Raw genomic sequence first — 19321 nt, forward strand, 5'->3', positions numbered from 1 at the left:
CCGGTGGTGCACACCGGCCGGCCACCTCGCACGCTCAGTCGGACTCCTCGAGCATGGAGCGCAGGTTGGCCTCGTCCTCTGCGGAGAGGTTGGTCTCGATGAGCTCTCCGCTGATCCCCTGCTCCCGCAGCGACTCGTGGACCCGGTCGACCACCGCTCCGGTGGTCAGCACGAAGAGGGCCGAGGTCCCGGGCACGACCTTCTCGCGCACCGAGTCGATGAAGTCGTCGTCGATCCCGATGTCGGTCAGGGCGCCGACCAGGGCGCCGGAAGCGGCGCCCACCACCAGCCCGATCAGCGGGACGAAGAAGATCACCCCGAACAGCAGGCCCCAGAACATGCCGCCGAGGATGCCCGGCGCCAGCAGGTCGTTGGCCTGCCGCGTCTTCGGCTTCTTCTTGTCCTCGGGCCACGACACCGTCGCGGCGTCCAGCACCTTGATCAGCTCCTGCTTCTGCAGCCCGATCAGCGCGTCCTCGGCCCGCTGGGCGCCGTCGGGAGTGTCGAACTTCCATGCTGTGAGTGTTGCCACGTCGTGCTCCTGCCTCGTCGTCGGACCGGCACCGCCGAGGGGTACGTCCGGGATGCCCGGATCGAAGGTAGTTCTGCTGGTCAGCGGCCTGCCACGGGCGAAAGACCCCCGCCACGGGCCTTTGGTCACGAGACGCGGGCGAGCGGAACGGGCGGCGACGAGGCGCGCCCCCGACTTGGGTTATCTCATATCTGAGATAACGTGAGTGACATGACGCAGGACTACCTGGGACGCATCGGGAACATCATCCGCGACGCCCGCAAGCACCGTGGCCTCACGCAGCAACAGCTCGCGGAGACCCTCGGCACCAGCCAGAGCGCGATCAACCGGATCGAGAAGGGCCACCAGAACCTCTCCCTGGAGATGCTCGCTCGCATCGGCAGCGCCCTCGACTCCGAGATCGTCGCCGTCGGCGCGGGGCCGACGCACCTCCGGGTCACCGGGCCCACCACCCTGTCCGGCCAGATCGACGTCAAGACCTCCAAGAACGCCGGCGTGGCGCTGTTGTGCGCCTCGCTGCTCAACAAGGGCCGCACCACCCTGCGCAAGGTGGCACGGATCGAGGAGGTCAACCGGTTGCTGGAGGTCCTGGAGTCCCTCGGGGTGCAGACCCGCTGGCTCAACGACGAGAACGACCTCGAGATCGTCCCTCCGGCCGAGCTCGACCTGAGCGCGATCGACGAGGAGGCGGCCCGGCGCACGCGCTCGGTCATCATGTTCCTCGGCCCGCTGCTCCACCAGGCGACCTCCTTCGACCTGCCCTACGCCGGAGGATGCAACCTCGGCACCCGCACGGTGGAGCCCCACATGTCCGCGCTGCGTCCGTTCGGGCTCGAGGTCAAGGCCAGCGACGGCGCCTACCACGCCCAGGTCAACCGGGCCATCACCCCGGAACGGCCGATCGTGCTCACCGAGCGGGGCGACACCGTCACCGAGAACGCGCTGATGGCCGCGGCGCTCCACCCCGGCCGGACCGTGATCCGCAACGCCTCCTCCAACTACATGGTCCAGGACCTCTGCTTCTACCTGCAGAAGCTCGGCGTCGGGGTCGAGGGCGTCGGCACCACGACGCTGACCGTCACCGGGGTGCAGTCGATCGACGTCGACGTCGACTACTCCCCGAGCGAGGATCCCATCGAGGCGATGTCGCTGCTGGCGGCCGCCATCGTCACCAGCTCCGAGATCACCATCACCCGGGTGCCCATCGAGTTCCTGGAGATCGAGCTCGCGCTGCTGGAGGAGATGGGCTTCCAGTACTCCCGCTCCCCCGAGTACGTCGCCAACAACGGCCGTACCCGGCTCGTCGACCTCACCACCCGGAAGTCGGAGCTGCGGGCGCCCCTGGACAAGGTGCACCCGATGCCGTTCCCGGGGCTCAACATCGACAACCTCCCGTTCTTCGCGGTCATCGGCGCCGTGGCCCAGGGCCAGACGCTGCTGCACGACTGGGTCTACGAGAACCGGGCCATCTACCTCACCGAGCTCAACAAGCTCGGGGCCGACGTGAAGCTGCTGGACCCGCACCGGGTGATGATCGAGGGCCCGACCCGGTTCTCCGGGACCGAGATCGTCTGTCCCCCGGCACTGCGACCCGCCGTGGTGATCCTGCTCGCGATGCTCGCCTCCAAGGGCACCTCGGTGCTGCGCTCGACCTACGTGATCCACCGCGGCTACGAGGACCTCGCCGAACGTCTCAACACGCTCGGAGCCAACATCGAGCCCTTCCGCGACATCTGACCCCGGGCGGCCACCCGTGTCGTGGATACTGCACGGGTGAACGGACCCCCCACCGGTATGCCCTACCTCGACGAGGGCGCGCCGTTGCTGGCGTTCGCGCACCGTGGTGGCTCCTACCACCCGGGGCTGGAGGGCCTGGAGAACACCATGGCGGCCTTCCGCCACGCGGTGGCCCTCGGGTACCGCTACCTCGAGACCGACGTGCACGTCACCCGGGACGGCGCCCTGCTGGCCTTCCACGACACCGTGCTCGACCGGGTCACCGACAGGACCGGGGAGATCGCCCGGACCTCCCACGCGGAGGTGAGATCGGCTCTCGTCGCCCAGCGCGAACGCATCCCCACCCTGGAGGAGCTGCTCCGCGCCTTCCCCCGGTGCCGCTTCAACGTCGACGTCAAGGCCGACGGGGCGGTCGAGCCCCTGGTGCGGCTCATCGAGCAGGAGCAGGCCTGGGACAGGGTGCTGGTCGGCTCGTTCTCCGCGCGGCGGCTCCGGGCCTTCCGCCGCCTCGCCGGCCCCCGGGTGGCCACCTCGGCGCACCCGGCGGAGGTGGTGGCCTTCCGGCTGCTGCCCAGCGCGCGACTGGCGCGGTGGCTGGTGAGCAGGCAGTGCCACGCCCTCCAGGTGCCGCACACGCGAGGCCGTCTCACCGTGGTCACGCCCGGGCTGGTGCGCCGGGCCCATGCCGCTGGCCTCCACGTCCACGTGTGGACGATCGACGACCCCGAGGAGATGGCTCTGCTGCTCGATCGTGGGGTCGACGGGCTGATGACCGACCGCACGGACATACTCAGGGACGTCCTGCGGCACCGCGGGCTGTGGAGGGAGAGCTAGATGTCATACGACGGCGCGACCGCGACCGTGGCCAACGAGCGGCGGCTGACGTGGCCGGTGGTCGCCTGGAGCCTGTGGGACTGGGGGTCGGCGGCGTTCAACGCCGTGATCACCACGTTCGTCTTCAGCGTCTACATCACCTCGGACTCCTTCGGGGACGGGGCGAGCGGCAAGTTCGGCTGGGCGATGGCCCTCTCCGGCATCCTGATCGCGCTGCTGGCGCCCGTCAGCGGGCAGCGCGCCGACCGCTCGGGGCGCCGGACGTTCTGGCTCGCGGTCAACACCGGTCTGGTCGTGCTCGCCTCCCTGGGCCTGTTCTTCGTGAGACCCACCCCTGACTACCTGTGGCTCGGTCTGCTGCTGCTCGCGGCGGGCAACGTCTTCTTCGAGCTCGCACAGGTCAACTACAACGCCATGCTCAACCAGATCTCCACGCCCCGGACGGTGGGCCGGGTCTCCGGCCTCGGCTGGGGCCTGGGCTACATCGGCGGGATCGTGCTCCTGCTGGTCGTCTACTTCGGGCTGATCGACCCCGACGTCGGCCTCTTCGGGATCACCGGCGAGGACGGCATGGACGTGCGGGTCGCCATGCTGTTCTGCGCCGCGTGGACGGTGCTCTTCAGCCTGCCGGTGATCTTCACGCTGCGCGACGACCCCGCCGAGCAGACCGGTGCCGAGCGGGTGGGCGTGCTCGACTCCTACCGGCACATCCTGCGCACGGTCCGCGACCTGTGGCGCGACGACCGCACCACGGCGCGCTTCCTGATCGCCTCCGCCGTCTTCCGCGACGGCCTGGCGGGCGTCTTCACCTTCGGCGGCGTCCTCGCGGCGGGAGCCTTCGGCTTCTCCCCGGGCGACGTCATCATCTTCGGGGTGGCGGCCAACGTGGTCGCCGGCGTCGCCACCATCGCCTTCGGGGCCCTCGACGACCGGCTGGGGCCCAAGCGGGTGATCGTGATCTCGCTGAGCTGCATGCTGGTCGCGGGCTCGCTGGTCTTCGCCCTCCAGGAGGGCGGCACCCCGGTCTTCTGGATCTTCGGCCTGACGCTCTGCATCTTCGTCGGTCCGGCCCAGTCGGCCTCCCGCACCTTCCTGGCGCGGCTGATCCCCGCGGGGGAGGAGGGCGAGATCTTCGGCCTCTACGCCACCACCGGCCGCGCGGTGAGCTTCATGGCACCGATGGCCTGGTCGCTGGCGATCGCCCTCGGCGCCGCACTCACCGGGGTGACCGACTCGGACGACGCGATGCACTGGGGCATCCTCGGCATCCTCGCGGTGCTCGGCACCGGCCTGGCCCTGCTCCTCCCGGTCCAGGGCGGGCTGCGCCGGGACTCGAGCCTGGTGACCCAGGCCCCGCCGACCTGAGACGCCAGCCACTTTCGCGCGCCATGCCCCACATTGGGTATGTTGCGGGCGTGGAATCTTCTGGGTCTCGTTACCGTTGAAGAAGAAACGACGGCCGGCGCCCTCCCCTTGTGCGTCGCAGAGCCTGGCTCGGGCCGTCCCCTGCCCGTCAACCACGGGTGAACCGAAGAACTTTTGTGGAGGTGGCTCAATGGCGGAGCGCACGTTGCGGGGCGCGCGACTGGGTGGTCAGAGTTTCGAGGACGAGCGCGGGATCGAGTTCGCGGCCCGTCAGCAGGTCGGCTACCGGTGCCAGCACGGTCACGAGTTCGAGATCACCATGTCCGACGAGGCCGAGATCCCGGCGAGCTGGGAGTGCCCTCGCTGTGGTGCCGAGGCGCTGAGCACCTCGGGGATCGTGCCGGAGGAGAAGGTCGAGAAGCCCGCGCGCACCCACTGGGACATGCTCCTGGAGCGCCGCTCGGAGAAGGAGCTGGAGGAGATCCTCAAGGAGCGCCTCGACCTCCTGCGCGGCGGGGAGATCGGCCCGGCCCACCTCCACCGCGCCAACGCCAAGAAGCGCGTCCGCTCAGCCTGACGCGGTGCGCGCCGTACGCCGGTCGCGCACCTCAGGGATCGATCACCTCACCCCGGACGACGGGGCCCTCGGGCCCCGCTCCGGGGTGTGGTGCGTCCGGGCGTCCGCCCGCCGTCCTGCCGAAGCCGACCATCGGGCTCACCACGACGCGGCGCCCCAGCGCCGCGACCAGCAGCCGACGCGCCACGGGCCGGGTCACCGGGAGGATGAGCAGGAGCCCGATCGCGTCGGTGACGAAGCCGGGAGCGACCATCAGCGCCCCGCCCAGCACGATGAGCGCGGCGTCGGCGAGCTCGGTGCCGGGCATCCGGCCGGAGGCGACCGACGTGGTGAGGGCACGCCAGGCACGCAGTCCCTCGCGCTTGATCAGCCAGCTCCCGAACACGCCCATCAGGAGCAGTAGCGCGATCGTCCACCAGGCGCCGATCACCCGTCCCACCTGGATGAGCGTCCACAGCTCGGCCAGCGGGAGGACGACCAGGAGGACGAAGAGGACCGCTACCGGGACACGTCGACCTGAGCTCATGTCTCCATCATGACGAACGGTGCCCAAGACGGGCCCGGAGCTGGGCCCGGCGCTCCTCCAGACCCCACAAGGTGATCCGGCGCAGCGACTCGGTGGCGACCGACCGGCTCATCTTGGAGTCGCCCCGCTCCCGCTCCACGAACTCGATCGGCACCTCGACCACCTTGAGGCCGCGGCGCATGGTCCGGTAGGCCATGTCGGTCTGGAAGACGTAGCCGGTGGAGCGGACCGTGTCGAGGTCGATGGCCTCCAGGGTCTCGCGCCGGAAGAGGCGGTAGCCGGCGGTGGCGTCCCGCACCGGCATGCCGAGGAGGATGCGCGTGTAGAGGTTGCCCGCCCGGGAGAGCACCTCGCGGCCGCGCGACCAGTTGACGATCGAGCCCCCCGGGATCCACCGGGAGCCGATCACCAGGTCCGCGCCGTCGGCGAGGGCGTCGATGAGACGCTGGAGCTGCTCGGGCTGGTGCGAGCCGTCGGCGTCCATCTCGCCGATCACCTCGAAGCCCATGTCGAGGGCGACCCGGAAGCCGTGCAGGTAGGCCGCCCCGAGACCGGCCTTCTCGGTGCGGTGCAGGACGTGCACGTGGTCGTCGCGGCCGACCAGGTCGTCGACGATCCGGCCGGTGCCGTCCGGGGACCCGTCGTCCACCACCAGGACGTGGACGTCCGGCTGAGCCTTCCGGAGGCGCTCGATGATCCACTCGATGTTGGCCGCCTCGTTGTAGGTCGGGACGACCATCACGGTGCGACCGAGACGGGACGGGTTCACTCGGATCTCCTCAGCTGGCGGAAGGCTCGGCAGAGCGCCCGGGCGAGCATAGGGCATCTGGCCTCCGCCTGGCACCGATCAAGCACCCCACCGCGGACAGCAGCACGGCGGCCCGTCCGGGCCACGGACCCATCGCGACCGCGGGGGTCGTCGCCTCGATCAGGGGCACCTCCTGGACCAGCACGCTGGTGGTCCGGGGGGCGGCCTCGTCCACCACCTCGCCGTCGGGGGCGATGATGCCGCTCAGTCCGTTGGTGGCCGCGACGGCGACCGCGCGTCCGGTCTCCTGGGCCCGGAGCCGGGTGATCTCGAACTGCTGCTCGATCTGGTGGGTCCGGATGAACATCGCGTTGCTGCTCTGGACCACCAGCAGGCCGGCCCCGTGGCGCAGCTGGGCGTGGATCGCGTCGTCGTAGGCGATGTCGAAGCAGATGGCGTCGGCCACCGTGGTCTCCCCCACCGTCAGCGGGGTGTCGCGGCTGCCGCTCATCATGTCGCGGGCGACCAGGCGCAGCTTGCCGAAGTTCTGGGTGAAGACGGTGTCGCGCCACGGGATGTACTCCCCGAAGGGCACCGGGTGGCGCTTGGTGTACCTGTCGCCGCCGCCGGTCCCGGGCGACCAGACGATGCCCTGGTTGAGGACGGCGTCGGGGGCCGCGGCGTCGGTCATCGCACCGACCAGCACCGGCACGCCCACCGCCTCGACGGCGCGCTCGATCCCCGTCCGGACCTCGTCGTCGCGGAACGGGTCGACCGCGGTCGAGTTCTCCGGCCAGAGCACCAGGTCGGGGCGCTCCTGGGACCCTTCGTCGATCCGCTCCCCCAGCCCGACGGTCGCCTCGACGTGGTTGCGCGTGACCTCGCGGTGCACCGAGACCAGGTCGTCCCCGCTCCCGGGCACGTCCCCCTGGACCACGGCCACCCGGATCGACTCCTCGGAGGCGGGCTCCCAGGGCATGACCAGCCCCCACACCGAGAGGGCCGCGAGTGTCAGCGCGACCGGCACCGCGCGGACCAGCTGCGGCCGGGCGACCCAGCACCAGGCCAGCGCGCTCCCGATGCCGGCCAGCAGCAGGCTCACCCCGGTGAACCCGAGCCACGGCAGGTTCGCGGCCCACCAGGTGTCGGCCACGACGTAGGACAGCCGCCCCCAGGGCAGCCCGCCGAGCGGCCAGGCGCCGCGGATCGTCTCCACCGCGACCCAGCACAGGGCCGAGGCCAGAGGCCAGAAGCGCAGCCGGCCCACGAGCGCGAGCGCGCTGCCCAGCGGTGCGGTGACCACGGCCTGGGCGGCCGAGAGGGCGAGCCAGGCGTCCCACCCGACCGCCCGCATCCACCACAGCAGGACGAAGAAGTAGGCCACGCCGAAGGCCAGGCCGGGGATCCACGCCGTCCTGGCTGACATGCCACGGACCGCGAGCACCAGGCCGGCGACGGCGAGGGGGGCCAGGAGTGCCAGCCCGACGGGCTCAGAGGCCAGCGCCAGGAGGAGCCCGGCTCCACCGGCGAGGATCGAACGGCGCAGCACGCCCTCAACCTACCGGGTGCCGCCACACGGGCGGCGGGCCCGCTGCAGGAGGACGGAAGGGACGACAGCGCTTCGGACCGACGCGACGACCACTGGAGATGAACGCCGCGAAGTTGTCTAAGGAACTGCCGTCCCTCCCGTGCCCACCTTCGCAACGGCGGGACCGACCTCCGTGAACCAGGTGGGTCGGATGGTGGTGCCCCACCCGCCAACCCGCTCACCCGGACGTCGGTCCGCCGCACACGATCTGCACAGGCGGACACCGCACTCTGTGGCGGATCCGGGGTCCCTGTCAACCGGTTCAGCGCGATTGTGCGGGACACGCCGGGGAGCGCCGCGACACGCCGTCCAGCGGTCCGTGCGGCACGCCGGGCAGCCGGTCGGTCAAGCCTCCTGGGGCGGCACGACCACGGTGCCGGTGGCGGTGGTGGCGAGCACCGGCTCCTCGAGCCACCGGCTGGCACCGGGGGCCGCCGGGGTGGGTGCGCCGCGCGCCACGACCCACAGCTCGAACCCCATCTCCCGCGACCGGGAGCCGGCCCGGACCAGCAGGCAGTGGACCTCCACCACGTCGCCGCCCCGCACCGGCGCGCGGAACTGCACGTCGGAGTAGGAGGCGAACAGGCCCTCGTCGCCATCGGTGCGGATGCACATCTCGGTGGCGGCGTCGCCGAAGAGACCGAGGCCGTAGGCCCCCTCGACCAGGCCGCCGGCGTAGTGGGCGTGCGCGGAGGGCACGTAGCGGCGGTGGACCACCCGCCGGCCCACCCACTCCCCCGGCAGGGGACGCGCGCCGCCTGCCCCGGTCATGGCCGGGCCTCGGCGGCCACGGCGGTGGGGTCGGCCTCGGCGGTGGGGGCGGTCGGGGCCAGGCGGTGCACGAGGAACGAGGCCACCTCCCCCGGGGTGGTGCCACGCGAGAAGACGCGGTCCACCCCCAGCTCCTGGGCCGTCTTCTCGTCGAACCGGGGGCCACCCACGACCAGCAGGGGGCGCCGGTGCGCGGGGAACGCCTCGTGGAAGGCGGCCGACATCGCCCGGGTGTTGATCAGGTGGGCGTCGCGCTGGGTGACGACCTGGGAGACCAGGACGGCGTCGGCCCGCCGGGCGCTGGCCGCCGCGACCAGGTCCGGCACCGAGACCTGGGCACCGAGGTTCACCACCTCCAGCTCACGGTGGTACTCCAGCCCCTTCTCGCCTGCGAACCCCTTGATGTTGAGGATGGCGTCGATCCCCACCGTGTGCGCGTCGGTGCCGATGCAGGCCCCCACCACCACGAGCCGACGGCGCAGCGCCCGGCGGATCTGGGCGTCGACCTCGGCCGGGGCGAGCAGCGGGTAGTCCCGGGCCACGACCTCGACCTGGTCGGTGTCGACCAGGTGGGCGACCCGTCCGTAGACGACGAAGAAGGTGAACCCCTCGCCCACGGGACGGGCGTGCACCACCATGGCGGGCTTCATCCCCATCCGGTGGGCGAGCTGCTCGGCCGCCCCCTCGGCCAGCTTGGAGTGGGCGAGCGGCAACGTGAAGGAGAGCTGCACCATGCCGTCGCCGGTGGTGTCGCCGTAGGGCCTGACGATCACGGGCACTCCTGGAGGATCTCGGTGGCCGGGTTGTAGTAGGAGTCGGACTTGGCCGCCACTCCCTCGAGCCCGCGGCCCTGGTCGGCGGGACGCCGCATCAGGCCGAACGTGCCGTCGGCGATGGCGTCGAGCAGTCCACGGGGGTGGCCCTGGCCGGTGTCCTGAGCGGCGTCCTCCCCGACGATCCGCTCGAGGAGCGCCAGGGACTCCCCCAGCACCTGCCGGGCCCGGCGGGCGATGAAGCCGTCCGGGGCGGGCGCGAAGTCCTCGTGCAGGTTGCCGGCCGCCCCCATCACGTAGCGGACGTTCTGCAGCGCCAGGTCGCGGTCGGAGAGCCAGGGGGTGACGACACCCTCGGTCATCATGCCGACCAGCAGGATGCCCTGGCCGGTGAGGGCGCCGGCGAGGTTGAAGAACCCGTCCAGGAGGTGCCCGCGGAACACGTCGCCGGTCATGTGCCTGGTCGGTGGCATCCACTTCAGCGGCGCCTCCGGGAAGAGCTCGCGTGCCAGCAGGGCGTGGGCCAGCTCGAGGCGGAAGGAGTCGGGCACCTCCGGGTCGATCTCGAAGGCGTGACCCAGCCCCAGCTGCCAGTCGGCCAGGCCCGCCTCCTTGGCGAAGAACTCGTTGAGGAGCTGGCTGGTGGTCACCGTGTGGGCGGCCTCCACGGCGTCGGCGGTGGTCAGGTAGTTGTCCTCGCCGGTGTTGATGATGATGCCGGCGCGGGCGTGCACCTGGCGGCTGAAACGCTGGTCCACGAAGGTGCGGACCGGGTTGATGTCGCGGAAGAGGATCCCGTACATCGAGTCGTTGAGCATCATGTCGAGCCGCTCCAGGCCGGCCAGGGTAGCGATCTCCGGCATGCAGAGCCCCGAGGCGTAGTTGGTCAGCCGGACGTAGCGACCCAGCTCGCGGCTCGTCTCGTCGAGGGCGGCGCGCATCAGGCGGAAGTTCTCCTGGGTGGCGTAGGTGCCGGCGAAGCCCTCACGGGTCGCACCCTCCGGCACGTAGTCCAGCAGCGACTGCCCGGTGCTGCGGATGACCGCGATCACGTCGGCGCCGGCCCGGGCAGCCGCCTGGGCCTGGGGGATGTCCTCGTGGATGTCGCCGGTGGCCACGATGAGGTAGATCCACGGCTTGCGGGGCGCGTCGCCCACCTCCGCGACGAGGCGCTCGCGCTCGGTGCGGGCGGCGTCCAGCCGGCGTACGCCGCGGCCGACCGCGTCGTGGGCGGCGCGCCGGGCGCTCAGCGCGTCCTCGGCGACCGGCAGCCGGAAGCGGACGGCGCCGGTCCCGGCCAGCCGGGCGAGGCCCGCCAGGTCGGGCGCCGCCCCCCGCGCCAGGGCGTCCCAGACCGGCAGGCTCACCCCGTGGGCCAGTCCCCCCTCGTCGTCCAGGTCGGCGCGGACCGCGTCGACGAGCCGGTTGACCCAGGGGATCCCGTCGGGGTCGGCACCCGCCAGGCCGGCGAGCCGCAGGGTGGCCCGCTCCACCGAGACCGTGGTGTGGCGGCGGGCCAGGTCGACGATCGGGGCGCCGGCCCTGGCGGCCAGCGCGCGGGCCCGGGCGACGTCCTCGGCCGGGAGCGCCAGCCGGGACGCGCGCCTCCCGGGTTCCTGTGCCTGCACCTGGGGGTGGGTCTCGGGGTTCGTCCGGGTCGTCATCGCAGCCTGCTCTCCAGGAGGACGGCGACACCGGCGTGCCGCCGTACGAGGTCGAGCGCGTAGTCGGCGTGACCGGGCACGTACCCGTTGCCGATCAGCATCGTCACGTCGGCGGCCAGCCCCTCGGCCCCCAGCGCGGCCGCCGAGAAGGAGGTGGCCATCGAGAAGAAGACGACCGTGCCCCGAGCGGCGGTGGCGAGCACCGCGGCGCCCTCGCACCCGGGGACGTCGACGCAGACCACCGTGACGTCGGCCGGTCCCCCCTCGGCGAGCACGGCCTCCCGCAGGGCCACCGGGTCGCGGGCGTCGGCGACCACCACCGCGTCGGCCAGGCCGGCACGGCGCAGCGCCTGGGCCTCGGCCTCGTGGGGCACCACCCCCAGCGTGCGCGCGGCGCCGGACTCGCGTGCCGCGGCGAGGCTGAGGCTGCCGGACTTGCCGGCCGCACCGATCACGACGACCACGGGGTCGTCGTACCCCGAGACCACGCGGCGGGTCAGCGCGGACGCCCCGCACACGTCCATCACCGCGAGGCTGAGCTCGACGGGCAGGTCGTCGGGAAGCACCGCGGCGATCGAGCGCCCGAAGAGGATGGCGTGGCCCTCGCACGGGACCTGCTCGCCGGTGCCGGCCCAGCGGGCCAGGCCGTCGGTGACGACCAGCGGGGTCAGGGTCAGCGAGACCAGCGTCGCGACCCGGTCCCCCACCCGCAGGCCCAGGGGGGAGCGCTCGCCGACCTCCTCGACGACCCCGACCAGCATGCCGCCGGACCCGGTCTCCGGGTTCTGCATCTTGCCGCGGGCGGAGATGATCGAGAGCACCTCGGCCCGGATCGCGGCACCGTCCCCGCCGTGCTTGCGCTCGAGCTGACGGAAGGAGGCCGCGTCGAGGTTGAGCCGCTCCACCCGCACCCGGACCTCGTCGGGCCAGAGCTCGGCGCGGGCGTCGAGGCGCCGCGCCGCCTGCGGCAGCACCCGCGGCTCGTCCAGCACCCGGTGCAGGCCGATGGGATCGCTGGCCTGCGAGGTCGAAGCAATCAACAGTAAGTCCTGTCTTTGGGCCCACGCGGAGCAGGAAATCCTGCTGCTAGTCGCTAGACAGGCCGCAGGTCGTGCTTCTACTGTGGCAGAAATGCGACGTAGGTCACAACCACCTCAGGTCCGCCACGTCGCTCCAGCAGGAGGGCCATGAGCATCGCGACCTCGGTCGACCACCCCGCCGGTCAGCCCTACGCCTACCGCCGGGTGGAGCTGACCGAGCCGGACTGGACCCGCTTCCCCGGCTGGTCCTCGGTGAGCGCGGAGGAGTGGCGCTCGGTGCAGTGGCAGCGCGCCCACTGCGTCAAGAGCGCGCGCCAGCTCCGGGAGCTGATGGGCGGCCTGCTCGACGACCGGTTCTACGCCGACCTCGAGCGTGACCAGGCCGAGCGCGCCACGATGTCGATGCTCGTCCCGCCGCAGATGATGAACACGATGGTGCCCGACACGACGCCGGCCGGCGCGGGCTCGCTCACCGAGGCCTTCTACGCGGATCCGCTGCGCCGCTACATGCTCCCGGTCTTCTCCGACCGGCGCACCGACTGGCCCTCCCACCCGCACGCCACCCGGGACTCGCTGCACGAGCACGACATGTGGGCCAGCGAGGGGCTGACCCACCGCTACCCCACCAAGGTGCTCGCCGAGCTGCTGCCCACCTGTCCGCAGTACTGCGGGCACTGCACCCGGATGGACCTGGTCGGCAACTCCACCCCCGTCGTCGACAAGCTCAAGTTCGCGGCCCGGCCGCACGACCGCCTCGAGGACATGCTCGACTACCTGCGGCGGACCCCGCAGGTGCGCGACGTCGTGGTCTCCGGCGGCGACGTGGCCAACATGCCCTGGCCGCGGCTCGAGGCGTTCCTGGTCCAGCTCCTGGAGATCGAGAACATCCGGGACGTCCGGCTGGCCACCAAGGCGCTCATCGGCCTCCCCCAGCACTGGCTCCAGCCCACCGTGGTCGAGGGCGTCGCCCGGGTGGCGGGGCTGGCACGGTCACGAGGGGTCTCGCTGGCGATGCACACGCACGCGAACCACGCGCACTCGATCACCCCACTGGTGGCCGACGCCTCGCGCGCCATGCTCGAGGCGGGCTTGCGCGACGTGCGCAACCAGGGTGTGCTCCTCAACGGTGTCAACGCCGACCCGCACACCCTGCTGGACCTCTGCTTCCGGCTGCTCGACGGGGCCCAGGTCACGCCGTACTACTTCTACCTGTGCGACATGATCCCGTTCTCGGAGCACTGGCGGGTCTCGGTCGCCGACGCCCAGCGCCTCCAGCACCACCTGATGGGCTACCTGCCCGGCTTCGCCACCCCGCGGATCGTCTGTGACGTCCCCTTCGTGGGCAAGCGCTGGGTCCACCAGCTCGCCGACTACGACACCGAGCGCGGCATCTCCTACTGGACGAAGAACTACCGGACGTCGATCGAGGCCTCCGACCCCGAGGCGCTCTCCCGGCACTACGAGTACTACGACCCGATCCACACGCTCCCGGCCGCGGGGCAGCAGTGGTGGGAGGAGCACGGCCGCCTCGACGAGAGCAGCCTGCGGGCGGCGGAGGCCGCCGAGGCGTCGCGCCGCACCGCGGCCCTCCAGGCCCACTGAGGGGCGCCCTTTCGGGCTACTCCCCGGTGAGGGGGCGGTTCTCGTACGGGGTGGAGAGCACGATGGTGGTGCGGGTGCTGACGTTGGCGGCGGCGCGGACGCGGCCGAGCAGCTCCTCGAGGTCGGCGGGAGTGCCCACGCGCACCTTGAGGATGTAGGACTCGTCGCCGGCCACCGACCAGCACGACTCGACCTCGCCGATCCCGGCCAGCCGCTCGGGGTAGTCGTCGGGCTGGGAGGGATCGAGCGGCGTGACGGAGATGAACGCGGTGAGCGGACGGCCCAGCTGCTGGTGGTCGACCGTGGCGCCGTACCCCAGGATGAGGCCGCGCTGCTCGAGCCGCTTGACCCGTTGGTGGACGGCCGAGGTGGACAGGCCGGTCGCCTTGCCCAGATCGGTGTAGGACATCCGGCCGTCCGCCGCCAGCAGACCGAGGATCTTGCGGTCGGTGGACTCGACCTCCGAGTTGTTCACCCGCCGACCCTAGGGGAACCGCACCCGTCCGCGGCCGGTGTTCAGCACGTGGCCGCCTCTACCGCACCGGGTCGGGGCGGCGGGCGCCGTTCCACCCGCCGGCGACGTGACCTCAACCCGAAACCCGCTGTTACACCCGTGACACGGGAGGACGCCCGCAGCGGAAACACGCCCTCGTGAAACTCGAGGCGTCCCCAGGGACAGACCTTCCGGGGGCGACTGGTGCCTCCGGATCCACGCCCGCGGTCAGCGCCGGGCAGTCCGACGAGAGGGTCGTACGCCGTGAACTCCACAACCCCCCGCACCATCACCGCCGCGCTCGGCGCGGTCGCCCTGGCCGGCGCCCTGGCCGGCTGTGGCGCCAAGGCCGGCGAGACGTCCGAGGCCAGTGACTCCTGTGTCCAGACCGACGGCGACAGCATCAAGATCGGGTTCCTCAACTCGCTCTCCGGCACCATGGCGATCAGCGAGACCACGGTCTTCAAGTCGCTCTCGATGGCCGCCGACGAGATCAACGCCGACGGTGGCGTCCTGGGCAAGAAGCTGGAGATCGTCAGCGAGGACGGACAGTCCGAGCCGACGGTCTTCGCCGAGAAGGCGACCAAGCTGATCGACCAGGACTGCGTGGCAGCGGTCTTCGGCGGGTGGACCTCGAGCTCGCGCAAGGCCATGCTCCCGGTCTTCGAGGGCAAGAACGCGCTGCTCTTCTACCCCGTGCAGTACGAGGGCCTCGAGGCGTCGAAGAACATCTTCTACACCGGGGCCACGACCAACCAGCAGATCATCCCGGCGCTGGACTACCTCAAGGACGAGAAGGGGATCAAGTCCATCTTCCTGGTCGGATCCGACTACGTCTTCCCGAGGACGGCGAACGCCATCATCAAGGCGTACGCCGAGGAGCACGACATCGAGGTCCTCGGTGAGGAGTACCAGCCGCTCGGCTCGACCAGCTTCGGCACGGTGGTCGACAAGGTGAAGTCGGCCGGCGCGGACGCCGTCTTCAACACCCTCAACGGCGACTCCAACGTGGCGTTCTTCAAGGAGTACAAGGGCAAGGGCCTGACCGCGGAGGCGATGCCGGTCGTCTCGGTCTCGATCGCGGAGGAGGAGGTCCCGGGCGTCGGCGTCGACAACCTGGTCGGCCAGTACACCGCGTGGAACTACTACCAGACCATCGACACCCCGGTGAACGAGGAGTTCGTCGCGGCGTTCAAGGAGGCCAACGGCGCCAAGGCCGTGACCTCCGACCCGATGGAGGCCGCCTACACCTCGCTCCACCTCTGGAAGGGCATGGTCGAGAAGGCCGACTCCTTCACGGTCGACGACGTCGTCGAGGCCGCCGGCGGCGTGACCTACGAGGCGCCCGAGGGCACCGTCACGGTCAACGGGGACAACCACCACATCGCCAAGACCGCCCTGGTCGGCCAGATCCGCAAGGACGGGCTGATCGAGACGGTGTGGAGCTCCGACGGTCCGATCGATCCGGACCCGTTCCTGGAGGGCTACTCCTGGTGGGACGGCGAGTGAGCCGCTGATCTCCCCCGGGGGCGCGGACCACACCGGTCCGCGCCCCCGGCACCCGTCCCAACGACCGGAGCCCCGGCTCCTGACGAGGAGGTGCGTCTCGTGGAGGTGTTCCTTTCCCAGGTCTTCACCGGCCTCTCGGCCGGTGCCGTCCTGCTGCTCATCGCCGTCGGGCTGACCCTGACGTTCGGCCAGATGGGCGTCATCAACATGGCCCACGGCGAGTTCCTGATGGCCGGCGCCTACACGGCCTACGTGATCAACGTGGTGATCGGCGACGCCGGGCTCGGCCTGCTGGTCGCCCTCCCGGTCGGCTTCCTGGTCGGCGGTCTCCTCGGGGTCGTCCTCGAGGCGGGTGTCATCCGCTGGATGTACCACCGCCCCCTGGACACCCTCCTGGTCACCTACGGCGTGGGCCTGGTCCTGCAGCAGGTCGCCCGCGACATCTTCGGCGCCCCCGCCAAGGACGTGCCCTCGCCCTCCTGGCTCGGCGGGTCCGTGCCGGTCCTCGGCTACGACTTCCCGCTGACTCGGCTCTTCCTGCTCCTGCTGGCCGTGGGGTGCCTGCTCGCCGTCCTCGCGGTGCTCAAGCACACCGCGCTCGGCCGGCAGGTCCGGGCCACGGTCTCCAACCGCGACCTCGCCGAGACCCTCGGCATCTCGACGCGCCGCACCGACCGGATCACCTTCTTCCTCGGCTCCGGGCTGGCCGGGGTCGCGGGGGTCGCCCTCACGCTGCTCGGCTCGACCGGCCCCACCATCGGGGCCTCCTACATCGTCGAGGCCTTCCTGGTCGTCGTGGTGGGCGGCATCGGCCAGCTCAAGGGCACGGTGATCGCCGCCTTCTCGATCGGCGTGATCCAGGCGTTCCTCGAGTACGCCACCTCCGGGAGCATCGCCAAGGTCGTGGTCTTCCTGGCGATCGTGGTCTTCCTCCAGGTACGCCCCCAGGGGATCTTCGCGGTCCGGACCAGGAGCCTGGCATGAGTCGCCGCACGAGACTGTTCACGCTGCTGGCCTGGGCAGCGCTCGCCGCCGGGCTGCTGGGACTGGCTCCTGCGCTGCTGAGCGACTTCCGGCTGGGGCTGCTGGCCAAGTACTGCTGCTACGCGATCGCGGCGGTCGGCATCGGCCTGGCCTGGGGGCGCGGCGGGATGCTCGTCCTGGGGCAGGGCCTCTACTTCGGGCTGGGCGCCTACGCGATGGCGATGCACCTGAAGCTGACCGACGCCGGGCCGGGCAACGTGCCCGACTTCATGCTCCTCTACGCCGGCGGCGAGATGCCGTGGTGGTGGGAGCCGTTCCGCAGCCCGGTGGTGACCCTGCTGGCCATCGTGCTGCTGCCTGTCGTGGTGGCCGGGCTGCTCGGGGCCGCGATCTTCAAGCGCCGGGTCAAGGGCGCCTACTTCGCCATCCTCTCCCAGGCCCTCGCGGCCGCCTTCGCCATCCTGCTCGTCGGGCAGGTCAAGACCACCGGCGGCTTCAACGGGCTCAACAACTTCCAGAGCTTCTTCGGCTACTCCCTCTACGACCCGATCAACAAGCGGATGCTCTACTTCCTGGCCGCCGGGACGCTGCTCGCCGCGGTGGCGCTGATGAGCCACCTCTACCGCAGCCGCTTCGGTGAGCTCCTGGTGGCCACCCGGGACGCCGAGGAGCGCGTCCGGTTCCTCGGGTACGACCCGGCCGACGTCAAGCTGGTCGCCTACCTGGTCGCGGCGGTCCTGGCCAGCATCGGCGGTGCCCTCTTCGTCCCGATCGTGGGGATCGTCTCCCCCGAGGACGTCGGCGTCGGCGCCTCCATCGCGCTGGTCGCCGGAGCGGCGCTCGGCGGGCGGGCCTCGTTGATGGGGCCGGCCCTGGGCGCCCTGCTCGTCGGGTACGCCGAGACCACGCTCTCGGAGTCGTTCCCCGGGTCCTGGTCCTACTTCCAGGGCGGGCTCTTCATCTTCGTGGTGCTGCTGCTCCCCGGCGGCCTGGCCCAGCTCGTCTCCAAGGTCGGCTCCCTCCGGGAGCGCACCGGGTCGTCCCGCTCGCCGGGCCGGCGCCGGCTCGGGCCGGGCGCCGCGGCGGCCGCGGACCGGAAGCCGGACAGCACCGACGAGGCAGCACAGGAGGTCAACGCATGAGCACGGGCAAGCGCGACTACCTGGAGGTCCGCGGCATCCGGGTCGAGTTCGACGGCTTCGTGGCCGTCGACGGGGTCGACCTGACCCTGCTCCAGGGACAGGTGCACTTCCTGATCGGCCCCAACGGCGCCGGGAAGACCACGGTCGTGGACGCGCTGACCGGGCTGGTCAAGGCCACCGGGCTGGCCTCCTACGACAACCAGAACCTGCTCGACAAGCCGTCCCACGCGATCGTCCGGCTCGGGGTCGGGCGGACCTTCCAGACGGCCACCGTCTTCGAGGAGCTCACCGTCCTGCAGAACCTGGACATCGCGGGCGGGGTGCACCGGCGCGCCCGCGCGCTGCTGGGGCGCCGCCGCGGCGTCCCGGACTTCGTGCACGACGCCTTGGCGACGGTCGGCCTCACCGACCACGCCGACCGGCCGGCCGGCGTGCTCTCCCACGGCCAGAAGCAGTGGCTCGAGATCGGGATGCTGCTGGTCCAGGACGCGCGGGTGATGCTGCTCGACGAGCCGGTGGCCGGCATGTCCGCCGAGGAGCGGCAGGAGACCGGCGCACTGCTGCACCGCATCGGCAAGGAGCGCACGATCGTGGTGATCGAGCACGACATGGACTTCGTGCGCGACTTCGCCGACGTGGTCACGGTGATGAGCGCCGGCCGGGTGCTCGCGCACGGGACCGTCGAGGAGATCCGCGCCAACCCCGAGGTGCAACGTGTCTACCTCGGCCACACCGTGGAAGGGGCGGCATGATGCTGGAGCTCAAGGACGTGGTCGCGGCCTACGGCCGCACCGAGGTGCTGCACGGGGTCTCGCTGCGCGTGCCCGCGGGCGGCGCCGCATCGGTGATCGGGCACAACGGTGCCGGGAAGACGTCGCTGCTGCGGACGGCGGTGGGCCTGCTGCCCGTCCGCTCGGGCCAGGTCCTCCTCGACGGGGAGGACGTCACCCGGCTGCGTCCCCACCAGCGGGTACGCCGCGGCATCGGCTACGTGCCGCAGGGCCAGCAGTCCTTCGGCCAGCTGACGACCCTGGAGAACCTGCAGCTGGTGGCCGGGCGCGACCGGGCCGCCATCGACGAGGTGCTCGACACCTTCCCCGCCCTCACCGGCCTGCTGGCCCGGCGCGCCGGCCTGCTCTCCGGCGGACAGCGCCAGCAGCTCTCGATCGCCCGCACGCTGCTGACCAGACCCCGGATGCTCATCCTCGACGAGCCCACCGAGGGCATCCAGCCCAACGTGGTCGCCGAGATCGAGCGGGTGATCGTCGACCTGACCGCCCGGGGCGACCTGTCGGTCCTCCTGGTCGAGCAGCACGTCGGGTTCGCGCTGCGCGCCACCCAGGACTACCACGTCCTGGCCAGCGGCCGCGTCGTCGCCCGCGGATCGGCCGGTCTCGCCGCCGCCGACGACGTGCGCGCAGTGATGGCAGTCTGAG

General features: G+C 71.5%; 19 protein-coding genes. 10 read left to right on the forward strand and 9 right to left on the reverse strand.

Going from position 1 to position 19321, the window contains the following annotated elements; translation table 11 throughout:
* Positions 1 to 34: 34 nt before the first annotated feature.
* Positions 35 to 532 (reverse strand): DUF1269 domain-containing protein, encoded by a 498-nt coding sequence (locus AC4BG9_RS16575; RefSeq protein ID WP_490572223.1) that lies wholly within the window; start codon positions 530 to 532, stop codon positions 35 to 37.
* Positions 533 to 742: 210 nt separating this feature from the next.
* On the opposite strand from AC4BG9_RS16575, the gene AC4BG9_RS16580 reads away from it, so the two are divergent.
* From AC4BG9_RS16580 to AC4BG9_RS16595, 4 genes are all read left to right on the forward strand, one after another.
* Complete coding sequence (locus AC4BG9_RS16580) at positions 743 to 2269, forward strand: helix-turn-helix domain-containing protein (protein WP_490572224.1); 1527 nt, start codon at positions 743 to 745, stop codon at positions 2267 to 2269.
* Between the two features lie 36 nt (positions 2270 to 2305).
* On the forward strand, positions 2306 to 3103 hold the full coding sequence (locus AC4BG9_RS16585; protein WP_490572225.1) for a glycerophosphodiester phosphodiesterase family protein: 798 nt from the start codon (positions 2306 to 2308) through the stop codon (positions 3101 to 3103).
* On the forward strand, positions 3104 to 4468 hold the full coding sequence (locus tag AC4BG9_RS16590) for an MFS transporter (protein WP_490572226.1): 1365 nt from the start codon (positions 3104 to 3106) through the stop codon (positions 4466 to 4468).
* A 190-nt stretch (positions 4469 to 4658) separates the two neighbouring features.
* A complete protein-coding gene (locus tag AC4BG9_RS16595; protein ID WP_490572227.1) occupies positions 4659 to 5045 on the forward strand; it encodes an RNA polymerase-binding protein RbpA in 387 nt (128 codons plus the stop codon).
* A gap of 31 nt (positions 5046 to 5076) precedes the next feature.
* Here the strand turns inward: AC4BG9_RS16595 and AC4BG9_RS16600 are convergent, their stop codons facing one another.
* From AC4BG9_RS16600 to kdd, 7 genes are all read right to left on the reverse strand, one after another.
* Positions 5077 to 5571, reverse strand: a complete 495-nt coding sequence (locus AC4BG9_RS16600; protein ID WP_490572228.1) for an FxsA family protein — start codon at positions 5569 to 5571, stop codon at positions 5077 to 5079.
* 7 nt (positions 5572 to 5578) lie between these two features.
* A complete protein-coding gene (locus AC4BG9_RS16605; RefSeq protein WP_490572229.1) occupies positions 5579 to 6340 on the reverse strand; it encodes a polyprenol monophosphomannose synthase in 762 nt (253 codons plus the stop codon).
* A gap of 10 nt (positions 6341 to 6350) precedes the next feature.
* Positions 6351 to 7868, reverse strand: a complete 1518-nt coding sequence (gene lnt, locus AC4BG9_RS16610) for an apolipoprotein N-acyltransferase (protein WP_490572230.1) — start codon at positions 7866 to 7868, stop codon at positions 6351 to 6353.
* 384 nt (positions 7869 to 8252) lie between these two features.
* Complete coding sequence (gene kal / locus AC4BG9_RS16615; protein WP_490572231.1) at positions 8253 to 8678, reverse strand: 3-aminobutyryl-CoA ammonia lyase; 426 nt, start codon at positions 8676 to 8678, stop codon at positions 8253 to 8255.
* Positions 8675 to 9451: a lysine 5,6-aminomutase subunit beta gene (gene kamE, locus AC4BG9_RS16620; RefSeq protein WP_490572232.1), complete on the reverse strand. Its 777-nt coding sequence runs from the start codon at positions 9449 to 9451 to the stop codon at positions 8675 to 8677. The genes kal and kamE overlap by 4 nt, the downstream gene beginning before the upstream one ends.
* Positions 9448 to 11115, reverse strand: a complete 1668-nt coding sequence (kamD, locus tag AC4BG9_RS16625; RefSeq protein WP_490572233.1) for a lysine 5,6-aminomutase subunit alpha — start codon at positions 11113 to 11115, stop codon at positions 9448 to 9450. Before kamD ends, kamE begins: the two co-directional genes overlap by 4 nt.
* Positions 11112 to 12155 (reverse strand): L-erythro-3,5-diaminohexanoate dehydrogenase, encoded by a 1044-nt coding sequence (gene kdd, locus AC4BG9_RS16630; protein ID WP_490572234.1) that lies wholly within the window; start codon positions 12153 to 12155, stop codon positions 11112 to 11114. The genes kamD and kdd overlap by 4 nt, the downstream gene beginning before the upstream one ends.
* Before the next feature lie 147 nt (positions 12156 to 12302).
* Between kdd and AC4BG9_RS16635 the strand changes: the two genes are divergently transcribed.
* Entirely contained in the window at positions 12303 to 13757 is a 1455-nt protein-coding gene (locus tag AC4BG9_RS16635; RefSeq protein ID WP_490572235.1) for a KamA family radical SAM protein, read from the forward strand.
* A gap of 16 nt (positions 13758 to 13773) precedes the next feature.
* Here AC4BG9_RS16635 and AC4BG9_RS16640 read toward each other — a convergent pair whose 3' ends face one another.
* The gene (locus tag AC4BG9_RS16640; protein WP_490572236.1) at positions 13774 to 14232 is read right to left on the reverse strand and encodes an Lrp/AsnC family transcriptional regulator; all 459 of its coding nucleotides are present in this window, start codon (positions 14230 to 14232) and stop codon (positions 13774 to 13776) included.
* Positions 14233 to 14514: 282 nt separating this feature from the next.
* Here AC4BG9_RS16640 and urtA point away from each other — a divergent pair, with 282 nt between their 5' ends.
* The 5 genes from urtA to AC4BG9_RS16665 all read left to right on the forward strand — a co-directional run bounded on the left by urtA (position 14515) and on the right by AC4BG9_RS16665 (position 19320).
* Positions 14515 to 15759, forward strand: a complete 1245-nt coding sequence (urtA, locus tag AC4BG9_RS16645; RefSeq protein ID WP_490572237.1) for an urea ABC transporter substrate-binding protein — start codon at positions 14515 to 14517, stop codon at positions 15757 to 15759.
* A 99-nt stretch (positions 15760 to 15858) separates the two neighbouring features.
* The gene (urtB, locus tag AC4BG9_RS16650; protein WP_490572238.1) at positions 15859 to 16743 is read left to right on the forward strand and encodes an urea ABC transporter permease subunit UrtB; all 885 of its coding nucleotides are present in this window, start codon (positions 15859 to 15861) and stop codon (positions 16741 to 16743) included.
* Positions 16740 to 17885: an urea ABC transporter permease subunit UrtC gene (gene urtC, locus AC4BG9_RS16655; RefSeq protein ID WP_490572239.1), complete on the forward strand. Its 1146-nt coding sequence runs from the start codon at positions 16740 to 16742 to the stop codon at positions 17883 to 17885. Before urtB ends, urtC begins: the two co-directional genes overlap by 4 nt.
* Positions 17882 to 18637, forward strand: coding sequence for an urea ABC transporter ATP-binding protein UrtD (urtD, locus tag AC4BG9_RS16660; protein WP_490572240.1), 756 nt, complete (start codon positions 17882 to 17884; stop codon positions 18635 to 18637). The genes urtC and urtD overlap by 4 nt, the downstream gene beginning before the upstream one ends.
* Positions 18637 to 19320, forward strand: a complete 684-nt coding sequence (locus AC4BG9_RS16665) for an ATP-binding cassette domain-containing protein (protein WP_490572241.1) — start codon at positions 18637 to 18639, stop codon at positions 19318 to 19320. Before urtD ends, AC4BG9_RS16665 begins: the two co-directional genes overlap by 1 nt.
* Position 19321 lies beyond the last annotated feature (1 nt).

The organism is Nocardioides sp. Z40_12 (assembly GCF_058215795.1).

Coding starts and splice junctions, on each gene's coding strand:
- AC4BG9_RS16580 (WP_490572224.1), top strand. CDS start 743: ATGACGCAGGACTACCTGGGACGCATCGGGAACATCATCCGCGACGCC.
- urtC (WP_490572239.1), top strand. CDS start 16,740: ATGAGTCGCCGCACGAGACTGTTCACGCTGCTGGCCTGGGCAGCGCTC.
- AC4BG9_RS16590 (WP_490572226.1), top strand. CDS start 3,104: ATGTCATACGACGGCGCGACCGCGACCGTGGCCAACGAGCGGCGGCTG.
- urtD (WP_490572240.1), top strand. CDS start 17,882: ATGAGCACGGGCAAGCGCGACTACCTGGAGGTCCGCGGCATCCGGGTC.
- AC4BG9_RS16665 (WP_490572241.1), top strand. CDS start 18,637: ATGCTGGAGCTCAAGGACGTGGTCGCGGCCTACGGCCGCACCGAGGTG.
- AC4BG9_RS16635 (WP_490572235.1), top strand. CDS start 12,303: ATGAGCATCGCGACCTCGGTCGACCACCCCGCCGGTCAGCCCTACGCC.
- AC4BG9_RS16600 (WP_490572228.1), bottom strand. CDS start 5,571: ATGAGCTCAGGTCGACGTGTCCCGGTAGCGGTCCTCTTCGTCCTCCTG.
- kal (WP_490572231.1), bottom strand. CDS start 8,678: ATGACCGGGGCAGGCGGCGCGCGTCCCCTGCCGGGGGAGTGGGTGGGC.
- AC4BG9_RS16595 (WP_490572227.1), top strand. CDS start 4,659: ATGGCGGAGCGCACGTTGCGGGGCGCGCGACTGGGTGGTCAGAGTTTC.
- kamD (WP_490572233.1), bottom strand. CDS start 11,115: ATGACGACCCGGACGAACCCCGAGACCCACCCCCAGGTGCAGGCACAG.